Source organism: Vibrio methylphosphonaticus (assembly GCF_023634655.1).
GTDB lineage: Bacteria > Pseudomonadota > Gammaproteobacteria > Enterobacterales > Vibrionaceae > Vibrio > Vibrio methylphosphonaticus.
Genome location: NZ_JAMKMS010000032.1, coordinates 1 through 19499, shown reverse-complemented (window position 1 = coordinate 19499; position 19499 = coordinate 1). Strand labels below are relative to the sequence as shown.

Sequence of the window (19499 nt, the reverse complement as noted above, 5' to 3'; positions counted from 1 at the left end):
GTGCCGCCTTTTTCTGTTTGAACGAGCTTGATAAAGAACGTACTGCCTTACCGCTGAGTAAGGGGGGTGGGTTTGTTTTGCCTAATAGCGAGAATGACTTGTGGCAATAGTGACGTCACGATCATGCCAGACATAAGCAAATACTGCGGTAGGGTGAAAGACTCCCCAAGTAAAATAAGCCCACATACGATACCGGCGATTGGGTTGGCAATACCGCCGAAGGTGAAATCGACCACTGTCATTCGTTGTAATAGCCAGACATACATGCCGTAGCCAAGAGCGGTATTAAGACCGATTACCCACAGTAATCCCATTAAGTTTTTACTGTTAAAGTTATGGTAAACATCAAGGTAAATCGATGGCGCGACAGTCATATGAATGCTGGCCGCGATTGTTAGCATGATACCCCCTAAAATTAATTGCCACGTTAGGACTGTCCACCAGTGCATTCGGCTACCAAGAGACTTGGTGATGCTGCTGCCGACGACGATACACATGATGGCTGCAAGCATCGCACCGAGTCCAATAGGATTAAGGGTCATAGAGCCAGGTGAAAATAAGAAATAGGCTAACACCACTAATGCCAATCCGCTTATTGCTTGAATCCAACTAGGTTTGCGTTTACCTACTAGCCAGTGAAATAACATAGCGAATACAGGAACCGAGACCATTCCAACACCAGAAATAGCGGATGGGAGTGTTTGTGCCATGACAAAAATGAGGCCGAAGAAAGTCGCAATGTTGATTAAGCCAAGGCTAAATAACACTTGCCAGTCACCCTTTTTCGGTAAAGTAGGTTTTACCGCGAGCAATAGTAACCCCGCAGGTAGCGCGCGCAATGCACCAAGTAGAATGGGTGGCCAATCGGGCAGGGAGAATTTGGTCACAGCATAAGTCGTTCCCCAAAAGAAAGCAGGTATCATTGCAAGTAATATGTTCATGGCTATTTATCTTTACGTTAAGATATTTGCCGTAAATGTACTAGCAAAATTGAATAATGTAAAGTATCTTAACGTTAAAGTAATCTTGACGCGCGTTATCATTTTCAACGAACGTTATCTTAATGGAGAGTAACACCAATGGATGCTGTAGATCGTGTAGTCACGCAATGGGCGAAAGAGAAGCCAGAATTAGAAACTGAGCCAATGGCCATGATGGGTCGAATGATGCGTCTTGCGAAATATATGGAAACCCAAGTTGCTGAAGTTCATAAAAAATATGACTTGAAAATGGGAGAGTTTGATGTGCTTGCAACGCTTAGACGCAGTGGGAGCCCTTATCAACTGACGCCATCTGAACTGATTAACTCTATGATGTTAACCTCTGGTGCGATGACAAACCGTATGGATAAGTTGGAGTCTAAGGGGTACATCTCTCGAACGCACAGTAAAGAAGACAGACGAAGCGTGAGAGTAAAGTTGACAGATGAAGGACTCGTGTTAATTGATAAGATGATGGAAGAGCATGTTGAGGTACAACAAACGTTGGTTAAATCCTTGTCCAAGCCCCAAAAGAAAAATATTAATCAGTTGTTGAAACACTGGTTGGCACAGTTCGAATAGAACATGATGTTTTAGCCAGTTGATGCCGCTTTTCAGCGGCTCATTTAATAAAAATAGTCACTATATTCTGAGTATGACTGGTGTTTTGTCTATATAAGGGCTGCTGAAAAGGTGCTAATTGTCGTCCCAGGTTTGATTAGCAGCCAATGTATTAGCAGCCAACGTATTAGCGTTGCTGGAAACCATGTTAAGCGAATCGAGATGGTGCTCGGCATAGAGACATAATAATCCCAAAACAGATGCCTTGGGTAATCATGGCCGTCCCGCCATAACTAAAGAAAGGAAGTGGACTGCCCATTACAGGGAGTAGCCCACTGACCATGCCGGTATTAATAAAGGCGTACAGGAAAAAGCTCAATGCTAACGAGCCACAAACCAGTCTGCCAAAGGCATGATGACATTGGCACGAAATCCACAGTGTCCGCAGCGTAATAAAGAGGTACAAAGACAGCAGCAGTACGCAGCCGATAAACCCCCATTCTTCTGCATAGGAAGAAAAAATAAAGTCGGTATGACTTTCAGGAATAAACCCCAGTGCGCTTTGCGTGGCGTTCGCCCAACCTTTACCCGTTATCCCACCAGATCCAATGGCGATATGTGATTGGATAATTTGATAGCCAGCCCCTAAGGGGTCACTTTCTGGATTCAGGAATTGCAGAATTCGTTTCTTCTGATAAGTCTCAATAACGAAGAGCCATAGCAGTGGAAGGAGGGTGGTAATTAAGCCAACAAAGCCGCCAATAATCTTCCAACTCATGCCAGCAAAATACAGTACAAACAGCATGTAAATAACGCCAAAAATGGCGCCATCGAGATCGGGTTGAATAAAGATCAATCCGGTCGGAACGGCGGTGAGCAACAATGCGTAAAAAATTCGAGTGCCAGTTGGTCGCTCGCCATCTCTTTGTACAAACCAAGCCACCATCATAGGGATGGCCAGTTTAACTAATTCGGAGGGCTGGAAGCGAAAGCCCGCGATAGACAGCCAGCGCTGAGAGCCGTTTGTGCTGTCGCCAGCGAACACCACCGCCACGAGCAGGCTCACCGTGACCAAATATAGGTAAGGTGAAAAGCGGCGATATTGTTTCGCCGGGATGGCCGACATAATCAAAATACACGCTAACGAAATAGCGCATCGAATGAGATGGTTAGTAATGACAGACTCACTGAATCCACTGGCGCTCCATATGGTGATGGTGCTAAGCAGCATGAGCGCCAAAATGGCCATGACGATGAATAAATCAAGTTGAGGGAAGAGGTACTTTTTCAATTTATTGCCCGGTAAAAGTGGCGCAGAGAATCGTCACCACTATTCGTTGAGTATTGAATCAGTCAACTCTGAGTTAGGCTGATTCATTTATGGTTTAGGGGGGCGTTATGGTGAAGCCGTTAATGGCCTCACGAGTTAACAATATTGGTAACCGAATGGACCAGATTAACTTTTTTTCATCGCTTGTTTGAGCCCGCGAATGGCGTGACGAGCTCGCCAAGTTAGGAAAGTAAAAATTGCAGCGCACAGGGTAATGATTGGGGCTGCCATTAGTGCCATTGTGGTGAAGCGGCTGATGGGTTCAGGCAAGGATGGTAAGAGAAATCCTACACCCGCCAATAGCCCAACCCACAAGGCGGCACTTAGCCAAGAAAAGTAGTGGAATCGTGGTGTTTCTTGGACACGCATTCCCATGACCATAGGAACCAAAGAACGTACGCAAGGAACAAAACGAGCGCTAAACAACGCTACTAAGCCATGTCGGCAGAGTAGGTTGTCGACCATTCGCATATTGCTCTCAGGCACTTTTGCGAACCAACCTTTTACGATAGGCAGTTTGTTGAGCCAGCGCCCTTGTAAATATGCCAACCAGCTGCCTATGGCCGCTGCCATAATAAGCAATGAAAACGCCACGACAGGATTGAGTACCCCAACGGCAGAGAGGGTGCCAACTAAGACCACCACGCTGTCACATGGAAGAGGCGCTGCGGGTAAAAAGCTGCTTTCTAGTGCGATAAAAAAAGTCACGAGAACGTAAATTAGGATCGCGCTTTCTGGCGCGAGTAACGCGTTAAAGTCTTGATGCCAAAGGGCAATCAAGACATCTTGGATAGCTTCAAACATAGTTGCTCCAATGAACCTGCAATAAAATTAGGAGTTATAGCAAAAACAATGAAGCGGTTAACGTGAGTGAATAAAACGAAACTGTAGGTTGGTATCTTGCCAGCCAGCAAGGCGATTATTTTCAAAAGAAAGGTAGCTTCGTGGCGTGTGATGAGTGAATCGATAGCCCGCAGTAAATAGCGTCATTGCTGATATCATCACTGGCCACGGAAGCGTTGCTTTGGTATGCGTTTGCGCTTTTTGCTGCGGCACTCGTAGGGTTGAGCTACGCAGCAGTTGTGTGTCGTTGTCGATATGAGGCGCCCGCTCGGGGTTGACGGTGGTGATTTGATGCGGAGGATTTCCCGAGTCACTGATATCGGCGATATAGCTAAATAACAATAAGCTAAATAACAATATCGCCGTGCATAGCGATACCGTAAATAGTGCCAAGATAAAAGGGAATGTATCGAGTCGTCGTTGCACGCTAAGCGCCTTATAAGGGAATCTGCTTATATGTACTGCTAACCACAAAAAAAAGCAATCTTTCTTATCTTATCTGAGCGTGCGACATTTTAATGAGTGCCCCTAGCGAATGATAACTGGGGGCACTATGTATCAAAGAACTTAATAACCCATTAATTGCAGCAGATTTTCTGCGGTGCTGATGGCCTCTTTACGGTTCGCAATATTCAATTTTTGATAAAGGTTACGAATGTGTGTTTTTATCGTGGTACCCGCAACATCAAGCTCTTGCGCAATTTGCTCATTACTAAACCCTGAGTAAATTAACCCTAGAACCTGCCACTCACGTTGAGTTAGCGGGCTAGTACGTACTAACTCCGGGATATTAGGGTGATTGACTAATTTCTCTACGAACTCTTCATTAAAGTGTACCGAGCGACTGCGTTGGGTTGTGTTGATATTTTTCATCAACAGCTGTGCGCGGTGACGCTCAAGATCGCCAAGCTCGGAACGAGAAGCGAGCTTCTCAAGTAAGTGACCAATCGTGCTACCATCAATCAGAAAGTTGCCAATCATACCGGTCTGGTTAGTGAGCACTAGTGCTTCTTTTAGGCGCACTTTCGCCGCGTCGTCATCACCAAGTTGAACCCAAAGAATCGCTTCAACTATCAGATTTCGATTGGTGTCGGTGATCAATTGATAGGTGTCTGCTTCTTTGGCTAAAAACGCGAGGGTTTCCTTTGCGGCATCAAATTGTCCGAGACTAATTTGAGCGCGGGCAATGTTACGCCATTGAAGTTGTAGAAAGTGATTACATGCGTTTTCCGGTCTAATCGCGGTTTCAAGCCATTGCTCAATCGCGTCTGAATCTCCTCTGGCCTGCCAATAGAGCAATAGAGATAGTGAAGCGTTTGCCGTCCAGTCAACGTGGTAAGTTGACTCTTTCATTAGGTGCTGGATTTGTTCGATGGTCTTAGACGCTTTATCTAATTCGCCACGTCCAATAGCAATACGAGCAATCATTGAATAGCTATGTAGGTGCTTGCTTGGCTCGTGCTTTCCAAGGATATCTAACCCTTTGTATGCGCATTCTTCGGCTTCATCAAGGCGGTTCCAACACCATAAGATTTGCGCTCTGACACGCAGTAAGAACTCGTGCATTGGGACTTGATGTAACTGTTGCTCTTCAATTAAACGAAACGCACTTTCTTGCACTTCGTACGCGGCTTGTACATAACCTTGTGCGATTAATATTTCACTTTGTTGTAGCTGTGCCCATAGCGCTTGGTGGTAAACGTGATATTGACGAGCAAGTTTCTCCGTTTGCTGCATCATAGGCAGCGCTCGGCTGAGTTGCCCTGTGACGTGGTTGACCTCTCCAACCACTGAGGTGGCGACAATACGGCTACGATAAACCGAGTGGTCCAGTTCACCAAGGGCTAACTCCGCCAATTCTAACGCTGTTTCTGGTGAGTTTTGGTTGATGGCGACTTGCGCTCGAAGTGCGTTAAATTCGCCGTCTTCTTTCTGAGAGCGCTCAATACTGCGAGTGGCCATTTCCTCGTCTGACTTGGCTATTAGCTCACCCACTTCGTTGTAACGATGTTGGCTTTGCGCAAGCCATGCTTGCAACATACATAAGCGAGGGTGGCTATAAAGTTGGTCGTCGCTTAGCACTTTAATCGCTTCTTCTAACGTTTCAAGCTCACCTTGATTAAACATTTTCCAGCCAAACTCATTGAGAATCGTCACCACAAGCTCGCTGTTGGCAGCCAATCTAGCGTGTCTCAGTGCTTGGTGAGGAGCGCTTTGCTCAAGCCAAGCTTGAGCAGCAGCAAGGTGAAGATCCAGTTCTTGTTGGGGGATGCGCGCTTTACGCTCATGTGAGAGAAATTCAGCAAACAGATTATGGAACCTAAACCAGTTGTTTTCGCCTTCAAGCGGGTAAATAAATAAGCCAAATCGATTGAGGGATTCAATCATACTTAGCGCATCATTTCTTTTGGTTAATGCCGTAACAAGGTCATCATTGAAATGGTCTAAAACAGAACATTGCATCAGGAAATTTCGGGTGTCTTTATCCAATAAATCAAAGACTTCTTCAATGAGATAATCCCAAAGGTGCGCGTGGTTAAATTGCGATATTGTTTCCACAGATTGCGCTAATGTGCGTTTTTGGTGTTGCGCTTGCAGCGCGAACAATTGCAACGCGGATGGCCAGCCTTCAACATAGGTTCTGAGAGAATTTGCGGTTTCATCATCAATATCATCGGCTAGACGAAGGTTAAAGAATCGTGTGGTTTCTTCGGTGTCAAACGCGAGCAATTCATTACCGATTTCGATCATAAGATCACGTACGCGCAAGTTGGCAGTACCCAGCGGTGGGTTGCCGCGGCTGGTGACAACGAGTGTAATATTATCTGGCATATGTTTGAGGAAAAAACGCATTGCCTCATGAATGTCTTCATCGTAGATGAGATGATAATCATCAAGCACAACGTAGCATTCATTGTGGTAAACGGTTAATTCGGAAAACACCTCGCCAAGTAGTGAATGCAGCGATGAAAACTGTCGACGTTCTGCCAGCTTTTGAGAATTTGGGCAACTATTGCCCGTGGCTTTGTTAATGGCTTGAAGTAGGTAATTAACGAAGCGAAATGAGTCATTGTCACTTTCATCAATGCTATACCAGCCTACATGTGGTTTGTCTGATAACCACTGAGCCGCCATGGTGGTTTTACCGTACCCTGCAGGGGAGCGAAAAAGAACAAGCTTGTAAAAAGGGGCCTGCGAAAGCAGATCCAAAACTCGTGGGCGAACGATCGCATTATGCAGGCGTCCAGGACGAGTTAATTTTGAAGGAATCCACATAGATATTTCCTGTCATTTTTATAGTAGGTGTATGAGCTGACCGTTAGCGTTATTGATGGCGAAATTAGGTATGAAATTGAACGATTTAACGATGTCACCTGATGGTAATCGAGGTTCGTCTCTACAATGTTTGATCAATGGCTAAATTTCGTGCACAAATCATTTTCAACCTCAGCTACGCCGCAACTATGTGATAGGTGTCACGTTTTGGTGGCTGTTGATGGTCAGCTCTTGGCGTCATGTATACAAAAAAACGGCTTGTTTAGGGAAAATTTCAGAGATAATTGTGATCTCAGGCTCAAATATTGAATCTGATATGCATCTAATTAACCGTACGGTCTTACTTAGCGATTACAGTGAAGATGACGTTGGCGTGATCGGTATCACCGGATAAAAGCCAAAGCTCGAGCGTAATGAGATGTTGATCACCCTATGAAGGGGAGTACGCCCTCTACGCCCTCGTCACTCATCCTCCATGGAGTCGGAAATAGGAGGATGTTTAAGGAGACGTCACCATGCACGATATGTGACAGATGGATAAAACTTAAAGTGAGATTTCTTAATGAAACCTGCGCAACAGAAAAAATTCAATAAAGCTTCTTTCCAAGACAGTGTTAAAAAGCACCTATCTGCTACTTACGCAACCACAGTAGAAACCGCGACCGAGCGCCAATGGTATTTGGCAATGGGTCGAGCGTTGGCAGAGCTCACCACTTTTGACCTACTTGCAACTGAGTCAGACGAACGCATCAAAAATGCGAAAAGCGTTAACTACCTATCTTTAGAATTTCTAATTGGCCGCCTGACAGGTAACAACTTGATCAGTATGGGTCTGTATGAGCAAATCACTCAAGCAATGGAAGAGTTGGGCCATAACCTAACGGACTTGCTTGAAGAAGAACGTGACCCATCGCTAGGTAACGGTGGTCTTGGTCGTCTTGCTGCTTGTTTTATGGACTCTTGTGCGGCTCAAGAATACCCAACAGTGGGCTACGGTCTTCACTATGAATACGGTTTATTTAAGCAATCTTTCCAAGACTGCCGTCAAAAAGAAGCACCTGACGCATGGCGTGGTGTTGAAGGCTACCCATGGGAAGTCGCTCGTCCAGAGCTAGCACAACAGATTGGCTTTTACGGTCATGTAGATGTTGAATTCATTGACGGTAAAGAAGTACGTACTTGGGTTCCTGGCATGGAAGTAAAAGCAATGCCTTGGGATCTGCCTATCGTAGGTTACGAATCCAGCACCGTTTACCCGCTGCGCCTTTGGGAATGTCAGGCTATTGCCCCTTTCTCACTAGCAAGCTTTAACAACGGCGATTACTTCGAAGCGCAACACTCGCTCATCGATGCTGGTAACATCACGAAGGTCCTATACCCGAACGATAACCACGAAAAAGGTAAGACTCTACGTCTAATGCAGCAGTACTTCCACTCTGCAGCGTCGGTTCGCGATATTCTACGTCGTCACGAAGCGGCTGGTTTTGCACTAGCGGATCTTCCTAAGCAGGAAACGATTCAGCTTAACGATACGCACCCAACGATCGCGATTCCTGAATTAATGCGCATCCTAATTGATGAGAAAGGTCTAACGTGGGACCAAGCGTGGGAAATCAGTGCTCACACGTTCGCATACACGAACCACACACTACTTCCAGAAGCATTAGAGACATGGTCTGAATCTCTTATCAGCCGTCTGCTTCCTCGTCACATGGAAATCATCTTTGAAATTAACCACCGCTTCATGCAAGAAGTTCGCAAGATGTGGCCGGGTGATGGTGAGAAGCAAGCGAAGCTTTCTATCATTCAAGAAGGCTTCCACCGTATGGTTCGCATGGCAAACCTATGTGTGATTGGTTCTTACAAAGTAAACGGTGTAGCGGCACTTCACTCACAACTGGTTAAGAAAGACTTGTTCCCTGAGTTCAACGAAATCTTCCCAGGCAAACTGACTAACGTAACGAACGGCATCACGCCACGTCGTTGGTTGAAGTTCTGTAACCCAGGTCTATCTACGTTAATCACAGGTAAGATCGGTACTGAGTGGCCAGCAAAACTTGAGCAGCTAGAAGGCATCGCTCAGTTCGCAACAGACGCGAAATTCCAAAAAGAATTCATGGCTGTTAAGAAAGAAAACAAACAGCGCCTAGCTGATTGGGTTCAAGAGAATATGGGTATCGAGCTAGATACTAACGCTATCTTTGACGTTCAAATCAAGCGTCTTCACGAATACAAGCGTCAGCACCTAGATTTGCTACACATTCTATCTCTGTACCACCGTATTCTTAATGAACCGGGTTTCGAGTGTGAGCCACGCGTATGTTTCTTCGCAGCAAAAGCGGCGCCGGGTTACCACCTAGCGAAAGAAATCATCTTCGCGGTTAACAAGATTGCAGAGAAGATCAATAACGACCCACGTATCGGTAACAAACTGAAAGTGGTATTCATTCCTGATTACCGCGTCAGCATGGCTGAAATTATCATCCCTGCAGCAGACGTGTCTCAGCAAATCTCACTGGCTGGTAAAGAAGCGTCAGGTACGGGCAACATGAAGATGGCTCTAAACGGTGCGCTTACTATCGGTACGATGGATGGTGCAAACGTTGAGATTCGTGAAGAAGTTGGCGATGAGAATATTTATATCTTTGGACTGGATGTAGATGGTGTTCAAGCGGTGAAAGCACAAGGTTATAACCCTTATGATTACTACAATGCTGACCCACTGCTAAAAGCCTCTTTAGATTTACTGTTAGGTGAGGAGTTCTCACCAGGTCAACCGGGTTTACTTCGTGCGACCTACGATAGCCTGCTAGATGGCGGTGACCCTTACCTATGTTTGGCGGACTTTGCGTCCTACGTGCAAGCGCATGAAGACATGGGCAAGCAATACCAAGACCAAGCTGGATGGGCGAAGAAGGCTATTTTGAATACGGCCTTAGTTGGTAAATTCACATCCGATCGTTCTATACGCGACTATGTGAACAACATCTGGAAGCTTGAAGCGGTTTCTCGCTAAGCAAGTTTAGCCAAGGCCTCGTGCCTTGGCTTTTCCTATTTTGATAATTTAATTACCCTACCGATTTGAAGGTAATAGACGTCCTTCGGAGAGAGCGATGACAGAACAAACAGCATTAAAGCAAGTTGCTGAAATGGCAAAAATAGCCGACAGCTACGTGAGTGCGTGGGGCAGTGAAGCGAAAGTTGAAGATGATATTATTCTTCGTCTGCTTGCGTCTCTAGGCTATGACACCACCAACGATGAAACTTTGCTGAAATCAGCAGAGAGAAAACACAAAAAAGAAGTGCTTGAGCCCGTACTAGTCGTGAAAGACGGCGATGCGATTGAGGTGGAACTTCACCTTGGCGCTAGTGCTCGTGAGAGTGATTTTAGTTGGCGTCTAGAAACAGAGCAGGGAGAAGTACTTGAAGGCTATCTTCAGTCTCAAATCGTTCGTGATGAGCGCGCCGAGGGTGGCCCTTTAGTATTTTCGTTACCAAATGATTTAGCTTGGGGTTACCACAAACTCTATTTAGAGCGAAAACGTCGCAAGACGCCATATGAGATGACCCTGATTCGCACACCAAAGGCCTGTTTCAAGCAGTCTCAAATCGAGCAAGGGAAAAAGCTTTGGGGACCAAGTGTTCAACTGTATACCCTTCGTACTCAGCATAACTGGGGCATTGGCGATTTTGGTGACCTAAAACAGTTGGTGAATGATATTGCTGCTCGTGGCGGTGATTTTGTTGGTTTAAACCCCATTCATTCGCTGTTCCCTGCAAACCCAGAAGGCGCGAGTCCTTATAGCCCGTCTTCACGTCGTTGGTTGAATGTTTTATATATTGATGTGAGCTCAGTACCAGAGTTTGCGTTAAGTGCCGATGCACAACAAAAAGTAGGGAGCTCGGAGTTCCAAGCTCGTTTACAGAAAGCGCGTGATTCTCATTGGGTCAATTACACAGAAGTTGCGGCACTCAAAATGAGTGTGTTGCCGTTATTGTTTGACCAATTTAAACAGCGTCATCTAGACAAACAAACGGAACGCGCTGCGATGTTCTTGGATTTTGTTGAACAAGGTGGCGAGAGCTTAATGCATCAAGCCGCATTTGATGCCATTCATGCTGATCTTCATGCCGCGGATTCTAGCGTTTGGGGTTGGCCTGTTTTTCCTGACAAGTACCGTCGATTTGAGAATGCTGCCACCCAGAAGTTTATTACTGATAATCTAGATAAAGTACATTTATACATGTACTTACAGTGGATTGCGGATACGCAAATTAATGAAGCTCAGGCGTTAGCGGAAGAGAAGGGTATGGCGGTGGGTCTGTATCGAGACCTTGCGGTTGGCGTGGCAGATTCTGGCTCTGAGACATGGGCAGATAATGGTGACCTTGTCATGGATGCCAGTATTGGTGCGCCACCAGATATTTTAGGGCCTCTAGGACAAAACTGGGGTCTACCACCACTCAACCCACAAGCATTACATGCGACGTCTTATGATGCCTATATCAAGCTATTACGTGCCAACATGAAGCATTGTGGCTCATTACGTATAGATCATGTTTTAGGTCTGTTGCGTTTATGGTGGATTCCGAAAGGTGAAAGTGCAACAAAAGGAGCGTATATCTACTACCCAGTAGCGGATATGCTAGCCATCTTAGCGCTAGAGTCTCACCGTCATCAGTGTAGTGTGATTGGTGAGGATTTAGGAACCGTACCAGACGAAATCGTGGCTATTTTACGTGAAGCGGGCGTGCATTCATACAAAGTGTTCTTCTTTGAAACCGCAGAAGATGGTGGGTTTATTTCACCTAAGCATTATGCAGAACAGTCAATGTCAGCATTGTGTACTCATGATATGCCAACCTTACGTGGTTTTTGGCATTGTGATGATCTGAAGATGGGTCAAGAGATTGGTTTGTATCCAGATGCCGCACAGCTGAAAGAGCTGTTTAACGATCGCTTAGAATGCAAACAAGGTATTTTGGATAGTGTTGCTTGGCATGGATACTTACCAGAAGGGGTAGGACGTGACGCAAGTAAGGTCCCAATGGATACCTACTTAAGCGAAGCGCTGCAATTGCACCTTGGTGCGGGTTCATCAACGCTGTTAAGTGTTCAGCTTGAAGATTGGTTAGAAATGGATAAGCCGGTTAATATTCCGGGCACCGTTAACGAATACCCTAACTGGCGTCGTAAATTATCGATGAACTTAGATGAAGTTTTTGCAAAAGAAAGTGTCAACCGAATTGCAAAAAGCTTGTCGCACGTGAGAAGTACCGCTAGCGAATAATCGTCCAGCAGATGGCAGAAGCACAGCATAATTAAGCGCAAATGACTTGCGTTTCTGAAGGCTGTGCTTTTTTGTATTTATATGCAATTGAAGTCATTCGCCATAGTGAGTCTGTGGTGATGAGTTTATCGTGTCAAACCTGTGTTTTATGACCGTTTGCACCCGAAAATCACGAATGAATCACTTCCTGTATAACGGGATTTAAGTACAATGAAAGATTGCTGGTAGCCCGCCTTGCGCGGGCTTTTTTATGAAGTCTCTAATGCTTAAAAATTACAATTAGGAGACAGATTTGGTCGAGGGAGATGAACGTTGAATAAAACAAGGCTTAAAAGACAAGAACAGGCGTATGAACGACTGTCGAATGCAGCATTTGCAGACCCGTTTTCGTTCTTAGGTCCCTATTTACCAGATGACGGTATTGCACTTCGTACTTGGATTCCAGGTGCGGATAATGTGACAGTGATTTTGGCATCGGGCGAACGCCTACCGCTTATCCGAGAAGCGGCATCCGGTTTTGTCTTAGAATCAGACCTCGATTTGAGATACACCCATTATCAGTTGGCTGTTGATTGGAATGGTACTGAGCAGATTATTGATGACCCGTATCAGTATCATGCTTTGTACGCAGAATACGAAGAGTTGCATACCCCAAAGGCGATGTATCACCATATGGGGTCGCAGTTTGTTTCTTTGGAACGTGACGGTAAGCAAGTTCAAGGCACGCGTTTTCTTGTTTATGCCCCTCATGCGACGGCAGTGAGCTTAGTCGGAAATTTCAATGAGTGGGATGGGCGTCGCAACCCAATGCAGCGTCTCGATTACGGTGTTTGGGGGATCTTTATCCCTGAACTTGCTGAAGGCGCACAATATAAGTTTGAAATGAAAGGTCCAAACGGAGAGGGCTTGCCTCATAAAGCCGATCCGTGGGGCTTCTATTCAGAGCAGTACCCGTCGTTCTCGTCGGTCACTTATGATCATAGCCGTTATCAATGGCAAGATGATGCATGGCAAAACCGTCCGGTGACGGAAAAAAGAAAAGAAGCGCTGTCGTTTTATGAACTGCATGCGGGATCTTGGAAGCGCAATGCTCAAGGAGAGTTTCTTAACTACCGCGAATTGGCGAGTGAGTTAATTCCGTATCTTACCGATATGGGCTATACGCACGTTGAGTTGATGCCAGTATCGGAACACCCATTTTATGGTTCTTGGGGTTATCAACCGGTTGGTTTGTTTGCGCCAACCAGCCGTTTTGGTTCACCAGATGACTTTAAATACTTTGTTGAGCAATGTCATTTAGCGGGACTAGGTGTTGTACTGGATTGGGTGCCTGCGCACTTCCCTTCTGATGATCATGGTTTAGCTAACTTTGATGGTACGCCATTGTTTCATGACCCAGATCCACGTCGCGGCTGGCATCAAGATTGGAACTCGTACATTTACGATTTAGGTCGTGAACATGTTCGACGATTCTTAGTGTCGAATGCGCTTTATTGGTTCGAACAATTCCATATAGATGGCATTCGCGTCGATGCCGTTGCGTCGATGCTGTATCTCGATTATTCGCGTAGTCATGACCAGTGGATTCCAAATGCAGACGGTGGTCGTGAAAACTATGATGCGATTGCCACCATGAAGTGGATGAACGAAGAAGTATACAAGCACTTCCCAAATGCGATGACGATAGCGGAAGAATCGACAGCGTTCCCTGGTGTTTCTGCTCCAACCTTTATGGGTGGTTTAGGCTTCGGCTTTAAATGGAATATGGGCTGGATGCACGATAGTCTCTCTTATATCCAAGAAGATCCCATTAACCGTAAGTATCATCACGATACGATCACCTTCCCACTGGTTTATGCTCACAGTGAAAACTATGTTTTATCGCTATCTCATGATGAAGTGGTTTACGGTAAACATTCTATTCATAACAAAATGCCGGGTGATGAGTGGCAGCAAACGGCTAACCTTCGAGCTTATTTAGGTTACATGTACGCGCAACCAGGTAAGAAATTGAACTTCATGGGGGCGGAGTTTGGTCAAACAGGCGAATGGAATCATGATGACCAATTGCAGTGGTTCTTGTTGGAATTTGAGCGCCACCAAGGTGTGCAATCTGTCACGCGAGATCTTAATAAACTCTACCAAGCTGAAAAAGCGCTGTTTGAATTAGACTCGGATCCAAAAGGTTTTGAGTGGCGCCTGCAAGATGCTGCCGAAGCCAGTATTCTTGCCCATGAGCGTATTAGTGATAATGGTGAGCGTGTGTTGGTGGTATCAAACTTTACTCCTGTCCCGCATGAAGCGTTCCGTTTAGGGGTGCCCCTAGCGGGAAGCTATGAGCTATTGCTGAATACGGACGATGAGAAATACGCGGGTAGTGGTTTTGATGTCACTAAAGTTGCGAATAGTGAAGGGGTAGAAAGTGAATCACAACCTCAATCGCTAGCGTTGCGTCTACCGCCATTATCCACCGTGTTCTATAAATACAAAGGTTAGTGCAAGCGTTAAAACTAGCATAAGTATTAAGCCCAGCATTTGCTGGGCTTTGTTTTATCTGGAGAAAATTAAGGACTGTTCTACACTCAAACATTACGCGTTAACACGATAAATAACACATTAAGAAATAAGGATTATTAATGGTCACTGCTTTGTATGCGTCATTATTAGCGGTATTGATGATTTGGTTGTCAGTACAAGTCATTAAACAGCGTAGAAGTAATCAGGTCGCTTATGCCGACGGGGGCGTCGAAGGGTTGCAAATCGCCCGCAGTGCTCACGGTAACGCTGTCGACTATATTCCTATCACGCTTATCTTGATGGCGTTAGTCGAATTTAACGGGGCGCCATTGCTGTGGGTTCATATTATGGGTTGTGCCTTCATTATTGGACGAGTGCTGCATGCTCACGGTATTTTATCCAAGAAATTCAAGGGACGAGTGTTGGGGATGCAACTCACATTGGCAGTGATGCTTGGCTTAATTATCTCTAACTTGTTCTATTTACCTTTCGAACGCCTTCTCTAGTCTATGACCGTCAAATTTCCCCCAACATGGGTGACAGTGTCTATTGGACTGATGCTTAACGTGATGGCAATCGTGTTATCTAGCCAAGTGCTCGATAAGATGGCGACTGACTTGACACAACTAGACGACAGAAAAGCCGCAAACCAATACTCCATTCAATTGGCATGGGATAAGGTCGAGACCTTAGAAAGAAAGCGTGAAGGGGTACTGTTGCATTTAGAGGCGTCAGAAATGTTAGTAGACGCTTCAGAAATATTACCTGACCCAAAACATAGTGTGATTAAAAATGCGGTTGCCAATCAGTTGTCGTCCTGGGTCATTGGGCCTGTGCCCACGTTGACCATGGCTAATCTTGACGAATTAATGCGACTCATTGATCTGTCGCAGCAGGCTCAAAGGGACATCATTGATAACTGGTATTTAGAGAATTTGGTTTTGACAGAAGAGATGCAATTGATCGAGAAGGACATGGCGTTTTACAAAGATATTGCCCTTTTCCTCCAGGTATTTGGCTTAGCGCTAATATTGGCTAGAGACTTATCGCGACGTTAGTTTGAGGATTTATAACGATAAGTGAGATGTTCTGATTTACTAATGGCTTTCTTTACACAATAAAAACGGCCAAACATGTTGGCCGTTGATTAGAACTGTTAACCGCTTAACTAACTATTACTTGTATTAAGAGGTTCAGCTGGCTGCTCTACTTTGTCATCTACGGCTTTAACAAGTAGTAAACCAACAGAAAGTACAATCACGCCACACAATACGAAGACTAAGCGTCCCCACAATGGGTTAGGCAATACAAACATAGTCATCACGCCTACACCTGCGACGGCAATCAAAGAGCCCAGCATACGGCGTTGTTTGTTATCCAGTTTCTTCTGCTCAGTACTCTCGGCGACCAAAGGCGTTGACAGATTGGTAAAGAATTTGTCTACGTCTTTCTCACGATGTGCTGGTAACGGCTTATAGAATAAAGTCGATAGAATGAAGAAGCCTGCCGTGAAAATAACATGACCAATAAGACCAATTGCCACTTTCAGATCTGACCATTCGCGTCCCGTTAACTCATTAAGACCAAACCAGCTTTCAATCATGTCAGCAGTAATAACAAAGCCAACAATGTAAGAGACAACACCACCCACAACGAGTGTGCCCCAGCCAGCCCAGTCCGGTGTCTTACGGATAAAGAAACCACAGAAGGCAGGAATGGTCATAGGGAAGCCGATAAGCGCGCCAACGTACATCATCGTGTCAAACAGACTTAGCCCCTTCAAGGAGTTGATGAATAACGCAACAAGAATGATTGCAATACCAAAGAAGGTAGAAGTGAGTTTAGATACCACAACTAATTCTTTCTCCGTCGCTTTTGGACGAAGAATCGGTTCATAGAAGTTTTTAACAAAAATGCCAGAGTTACGGTTAAGCCCCGAGTCCATTGAAGACATTGTTGCGGCAAACATAGCTGCAATAAGAAGTCCTACCATGCCTACTGGCATATATTCTTGAACAAAGTATAGGTAAGCAAAGTCAGCGGCTTTGCTGCCTGCTTCTGGATATTGTGCCGCTAGGTCGACGCCTTGACCAGCAATAAACCAGCTCGGCATGAACCAAATAATTGGACCAATAGTCATTAATACGCAAGCTAGAAGCGCAGCTTTACGCGCGTTGTTAGAGTCTTTCGCTGCAAGGTAACGGTAAGAGTTCAACATATTGTTTGTGATACTGAACTGCTTTAGGAAGATAAACACGGCCCAAATACTAAAGATGCTGAGGTAATTTAGGTTGTCACCAGTAATAAATGAATCAGTAGGGAAGTTTGAAACAATATTACTAACGCCACCGCCGTGATAAACCGCGACGATTGCACAGGTGACGGTAACCGCCATTATGATAACCATCTGCATGAAATCAGATGCGATAACCGCCCATGACCCGCCAGTAACGGACATAATCAATACCACTAAGCCGGTAAGAATAATGGTTGTGGTCATATCAAAACCGAAGATACCTGATGCGATAATGGCAAGACCATTCAACCAAATACCCGCAGAGATAACACTGTTTGGCATGCCTGACCAAGTAAAGACTTGCTCGTTGACTTTACCAAAACGCATTCGAATAGCTTCAATTACCGTCACTACTCGCAGTTGACGAAACTTAGGCGCGAAGTAAAGGTAGTTCATGAGGTAGCCAAATGCATTGGCGATGAAGATAATTGCAACGGCAAAGCCATCAGTGAATGCTTTACCCGCAGCACCAGTGAACGTCCAAGCACTGAACTGAGTCATAAATGCTGTCGCGCCAACCATCCACCACAACATGCTACCGCCGCCACGGAAGTAGTCACTGGTTGTGCTGGTAAATGTTCTAAACATCCATCCTATTGCGATGAGGAATAGGAAGTAGATACCTACAATGAGAGTATTAAGTTCCATCTGTGAGACCTTATTTTTAGTGTTTTTGTTAATCACACTATAAGGCTCATTAATGGTCACTTGTACTACAATAAGCCAAATGCGTGACGTGAGTTGGAGAAGTTGGCCGATAATTAGTCATACAAGTGATCGTTGTCAAAGTTAGCGTTTCTGATAGCTATAAACGGAATTTGGCGACTGAAATTAGAGTGTCGGTTTTTAAGTTGTTGATATTTAGTGCTTTAGTTTCTATGTTATTTGAGTTTTATTCTGAGAATAGAGAATAAGGCGTATTTGTGGTCTAGCTGTCTAATTGATTCTTTTGCTTAGAGGATGGCTAGATATGTAGGGCAATATGTAGGGTAATTAGGATTGAGGTTGCAGAAGGCAAAAAAAACGCCCATACAGCCTGTATCTGCATGAGCGCAAGGGTAGGTTCCCGCTACCGGACGCTATTATTAAATTAATAGCGATTCATTATATGAGTAATAAACTGATAGTTATAATACCACATAAATAATAAAGTAATACAAATGAGAAGGTCAATATTTGCAAGATCTTGCGGCCCACCACATTTTTACCCAAAAAAATACAACAACTACTTGCTGTTCAAGTTCAAAAAGTAATGAAAAACAGCATGTTAATGATGAGTCGGCAAATTGTAACTGGCTGTAAGTCAAGAAGTTCCCAAAATAAATTGATCAGGTTCACATCTATCGACTAAAAATATAATTAGTATTGTCATACATTAAGACATCAGGCGGTGTTTTAAATTTGTACTGTCTCCTGTTCCGAGCAGTGTGTGAACCGAAAATGGAATCAATACCATGATTAAAATGAAAACTCTTGTTATAGCAATGGCTTCTGTGATGACGGCGGGAGCAGCTTCTGCTGCTTCATTTGATGTTCGTCACGAATATAAGCATCACACTGAACAACATGCTACACGTGTAAAGTTAGCGGATAATATCGGTAATTTCTTAGTCGATATAGAAGCGAAGTTTAAAGATAGACAAAATGGCGACTTCTTACAAAATTTAGAAAATAATGGTTGGGAACTTGGCCTAAATTATCGTCATAAGCTTGATGATAATTGGACGCTTACTTACGGTATGCCAATTGAAGGCCGCGATAGCGGTATGACTTACAAGCCCCAGATTCGCGCCACTTACGCACTCGAGAGTGTTGAAGGGTTGAGCTTGAGTGCTCGTTATCGATACGACATGCGTCAAAATAGTGATTATACTAATGATGCTGGTGAAGTGGTTACCACTGCTAATCAACGCCGCCACCGTATTACCGGTAATATTAACTATGCGATGAATGATTGGCGCTTTGGTTTTGAAGGTAACTACTATAAGGCGGACGGTTATAATATTTATGACAACGGCGATACTAATTATGAGTTGAATGCATCGATTCGCCATATTATGGGTCAGTGGGCTCCTTATGTGGAGTTCGGTGATGTGAGTACGAGTTCAGAAAAATCGACTCGTGAGCTGCGTAGCCGTATTGGTCTTACCTATAGCTTTTAATCGACGTGTCAAACTCTTAAACGAAGAGTGCATTTGACCATTATTAAGCCTCGAGAATATCGAGGCTTTTTTGTGTCATAAATAAAATGAGCGTAGCGTTGAGGAGGGGATGTCATAAGTCATTCAATGCAATGGATATTTTTGACTCATATAGAACTATTTACAAAAATTGAGATAAGTGCAGGACACAATCAAAGGGCATTGTTTAATCACTGAACCTTAATCAATGAGTAGCGCGATAGT

14 protein-coding genes are annotated in these 19499 nt (G+C 44.7%); 8 read left to right on the top strand and 6 right to left on the bottom strand.

What is annotated here, in order from left to right:
* Nucleotides 1–47: 47 nt before the first annotated feature.
* A complete protein-coding gene (locus tag M9196_RS22225) occupies nt 48–941 on the bottom strand; it encodes a DMT family transporter (RefSeq protein ID WP_250619691.1) in 894 nt (297 codons plus the stop codon).
* A 138-nt stretch (nt 942–1079) separates the two neighbouring features.
* Between M9196_RS22225 and M9196_RS22220 the strand changes: the two genes are divergently transcribed.
* Complete coding sequence (locus M9196_RS22220; RefSeq protein WP_250619690.1) at nt 1080–1562, top strand: MarR family winged helix-turn-helix transcriptional regulator; 483 nt, start codon at nt 1080–1082, stop codon at nt 1560–1562.
* 187 nt (nt 1563–1749) lie between these two features.
* Here the strand turns inward: M9196_RS22220 and rodA are convergent, their stop codons facing one another.
* The 4 genes from rodA to malT form a co-directional block, all read right to left on the bottom strand.
* Entirely contained in the window at nt 1750–2832 is a 1083-nt protein-coding gene (gene rodA, locus M9196_RS22215) for a rod shape-determining protein RodA (protein ID WP_250619689.1), read from the bottom strand.
* Between the two features lie 165 nt (nt 2833–2997).
* A complete protein-coding gene (locus M9196_RS22210; protein ID WP_250619688.1) occupies nt 2998–3675 on the bottom strand; it encodes a DedA family protein in 678 nt (225 codons plus the stop codon).
* A 57-nt stretch (nt 3676–3732) separates the two neighbouring features.
* A complete protein-coding gene (locus M9196_RS22205; RefSeq protein ID WP_250619687.1) occupies nt 3733–4140 on the bottom strand; it encodes a hypothetical protein in 408 nt (135 codons plus the stop codon).
* 141 nt (nt 4141–4281) lie between these two features.
* Nucleotides 4282–6990, bottom strand: coding sequence for an HTH-type transcriptional regulator MalT (gene malT, locus M9196_RS22200; protein ID WP_250619686.1), 2709 nt, complete (start codon nt 6988–6990; stop codon nt 4282–4284).
* Between the two features lie 220 nt (nt 6991–7210).
* Here malT and M9196_RS22195 point away from each other — a divergent pair, with 220 nt between their 5' ends.
* The 6 genes from M9196_RS22195 to M9196_RS22170 all read left to right on the top strand — a co-directional run bounded on the left by M9196_RS22195 (nt 7211) and on the right by M9196_RS22170 (nt 15856).
* Nucleotides 7211–7384 carry a hypothetical protein gene (locus M9196_RS22195; RefSeq protein ID WP_250619685.1) on the top strand — a complete coding sequence of 58 codons (174 nt, stop codon included), beginning with the start codon at nt 7211–7213 and terminating at the stop codon, nt 7382–7384.
* Nucleotides 7385–7552: 168 nt separating this feature from the next.
* Nucleotides 7553–10006, top strand: a complete 2454-nt coding sequence (locus M9196_RS22190) for a glycogen/starch/alpha-glucan phosphorylase (protein WP_250619684.1) — start codon at nt 7553–7555, stop codon at nt 10004–10006.
* Between the two features lie 97 nt (nt 10007–10103).
* Complete coding sequence (gene malQ, locus M9196_RS22185) at nt 10104–12281, top strand: 4-alpha-glucanotransferase (RefSeq protein WP_250619683.1); 2178 nt, start codon at nt 10104–10106, stop codon at nt 12279–12281.
* Nucleotides 12282–12593: 312 nt separating this feature from the next.
* Complete coding sequence (gene glgB / locus M9196_RS22180) at nt 12594–14777, top strand: 1,4-alpha-glucan branching protein GlgB (RefSeq protein ID WP_250619682.1); 2184 nt, start codon at nt 12594–12596, stop codon at nt 14775–14777.
* A 140-nt stretch (nt 14778–14917) separates the two neighbouring features.
* Nucleotides 14918–15304, top strand: coding sequence for an MAPEG family protein (locus M9196_RS22175; protein WP_250619681.1), 387 nt, complete (start codon nt 14918–14920; stop codon nt 15302–15304).
* Between the two features lie 3 nt (nt 15305–15307).
* Complete coding sequence (locus M9196_RS22170) at nt 15308–15856, top strand: DNA mismatch repair protein (RefSeq protein ID WP_250619680.1); 549 nt, start codon at nt 15308–15310, stop codon at nt 15854–15856.
* Between the two features lie 110 nt (nt 15857–15966).
* Here M9196_RS22170 and M9196_RS22165 read toward each other — a convergent pair whose 3' ends face one another.
* Nucleotides 15967–17742 carry a sodium:solute symporter family transporter gene (locus M9196_RS22165; protein ID WP_250619679.1) on the bottom strand — a complete coding sequence of 592 codons (1776 nt, stop codon included), beginning with the start codon at nt 17740–17742 and terminating at the stop codon, nt 15967–15969.
* 806 nt (nt 17743–18548) lie between these two features.
* Here M9196_RS22165 and M9196_RS22160 point away from each other — a divergent pair.
* Nucleotides 18549–19256 (top strand): oligogalacturonate-specific porin KdgM family protein, encoded by a 708-nt coding sequence (locus M9196_RS22160; protein ID WP_250619678.1) that lies wholly within the window; start codon nt 18549–18551, stop codon nt 19254–19256.
* Nucleotides 19257–19499 lie beyond the last annotated feature (243 nt).

What these genes read in the sequence shown, in the direction of transcription:
- M9196_RS22225 (WP_250619691.1), bottom strand. Translation starts at nt 941, where the DNA reads ATGAACATATTACTTGCAATGATACCTGCTTTCTTTTGGGGAACGACT.
- M9196_RS22220 (WP_250619690.1), top strand. Translation starts at nt 1,080, where the DNA reads ATGGATGCTGTAGATCGTGTAGTCACGCAATGGGCGAAAGAGAAGCCA.
- M9196_RS22210 (WP_250619688.1), bottom strand. Translation starts at nt 3,675, where the DNA reads ATGTTTGAAGCTATCCAAGATGTCTTGATTGCCCTTTGGCATCAAGAC.
- malT (WP_250619686.1), bottom strand. Translation starts at nt 6,990, where the DNA reads ATGTGGATTCCTTCAAAATTAACTCGTCCTGGACGCCTGCATAATGCG.
- M9196_RS22195 (WP_250619685.1), top strand. Translation starts at nt 7,211, where the DNA reads ATGGTCAGCTCTTGGCGTCATGTATACAAAAAAACGGCTTGTTTAGGG.
- M9196_RS22190 (WP_250619684.1), top strand. Translation starts at nt 7,553, where the DNA reads ATGAAACCTGCGCAACAGAAAAAATTCAATAAAGCTTCTTTCCAAGAC.
- malQ (WP_250619683.1), top strand. Translation starts at nt 10,104, where the DNA reads ATGACAGAACAAACAGCATTAAAGCAAGTTGCTGAAATGGCAAAAATA.
- M9196_RS22175 (WP_250619681.1), top strand. Translation starts at nt 14,918, where the DNA reads ATGGTCACTGCTTTGTATGCGTCATTATTAGCGGTATTGATGATTTGG.
- M9196_RS22170 (WP_250619680.1), top strand. Translation starts at nt 15,308, where the DNA reads ATGACCGTCAAATTTCCCCCAACATGGGTGACAGTGTCTATTGGACTG.
- M9196_RS22165 (WP_250619679.1), bottom strand. Translation starts at nt 17,742, where the DNA reads ATGGAACTTAATACTCTCATTGTAGGTATCTACTTCCTATTCCTCATC.
- M9196_RS22160 (WP_250619678.1), top strand. Translation starts at nt 18,549, where the DNA reads ATGATTAAAATGAAAACTCTTGTTATAGCAATGGCTTCTGTGATGACG.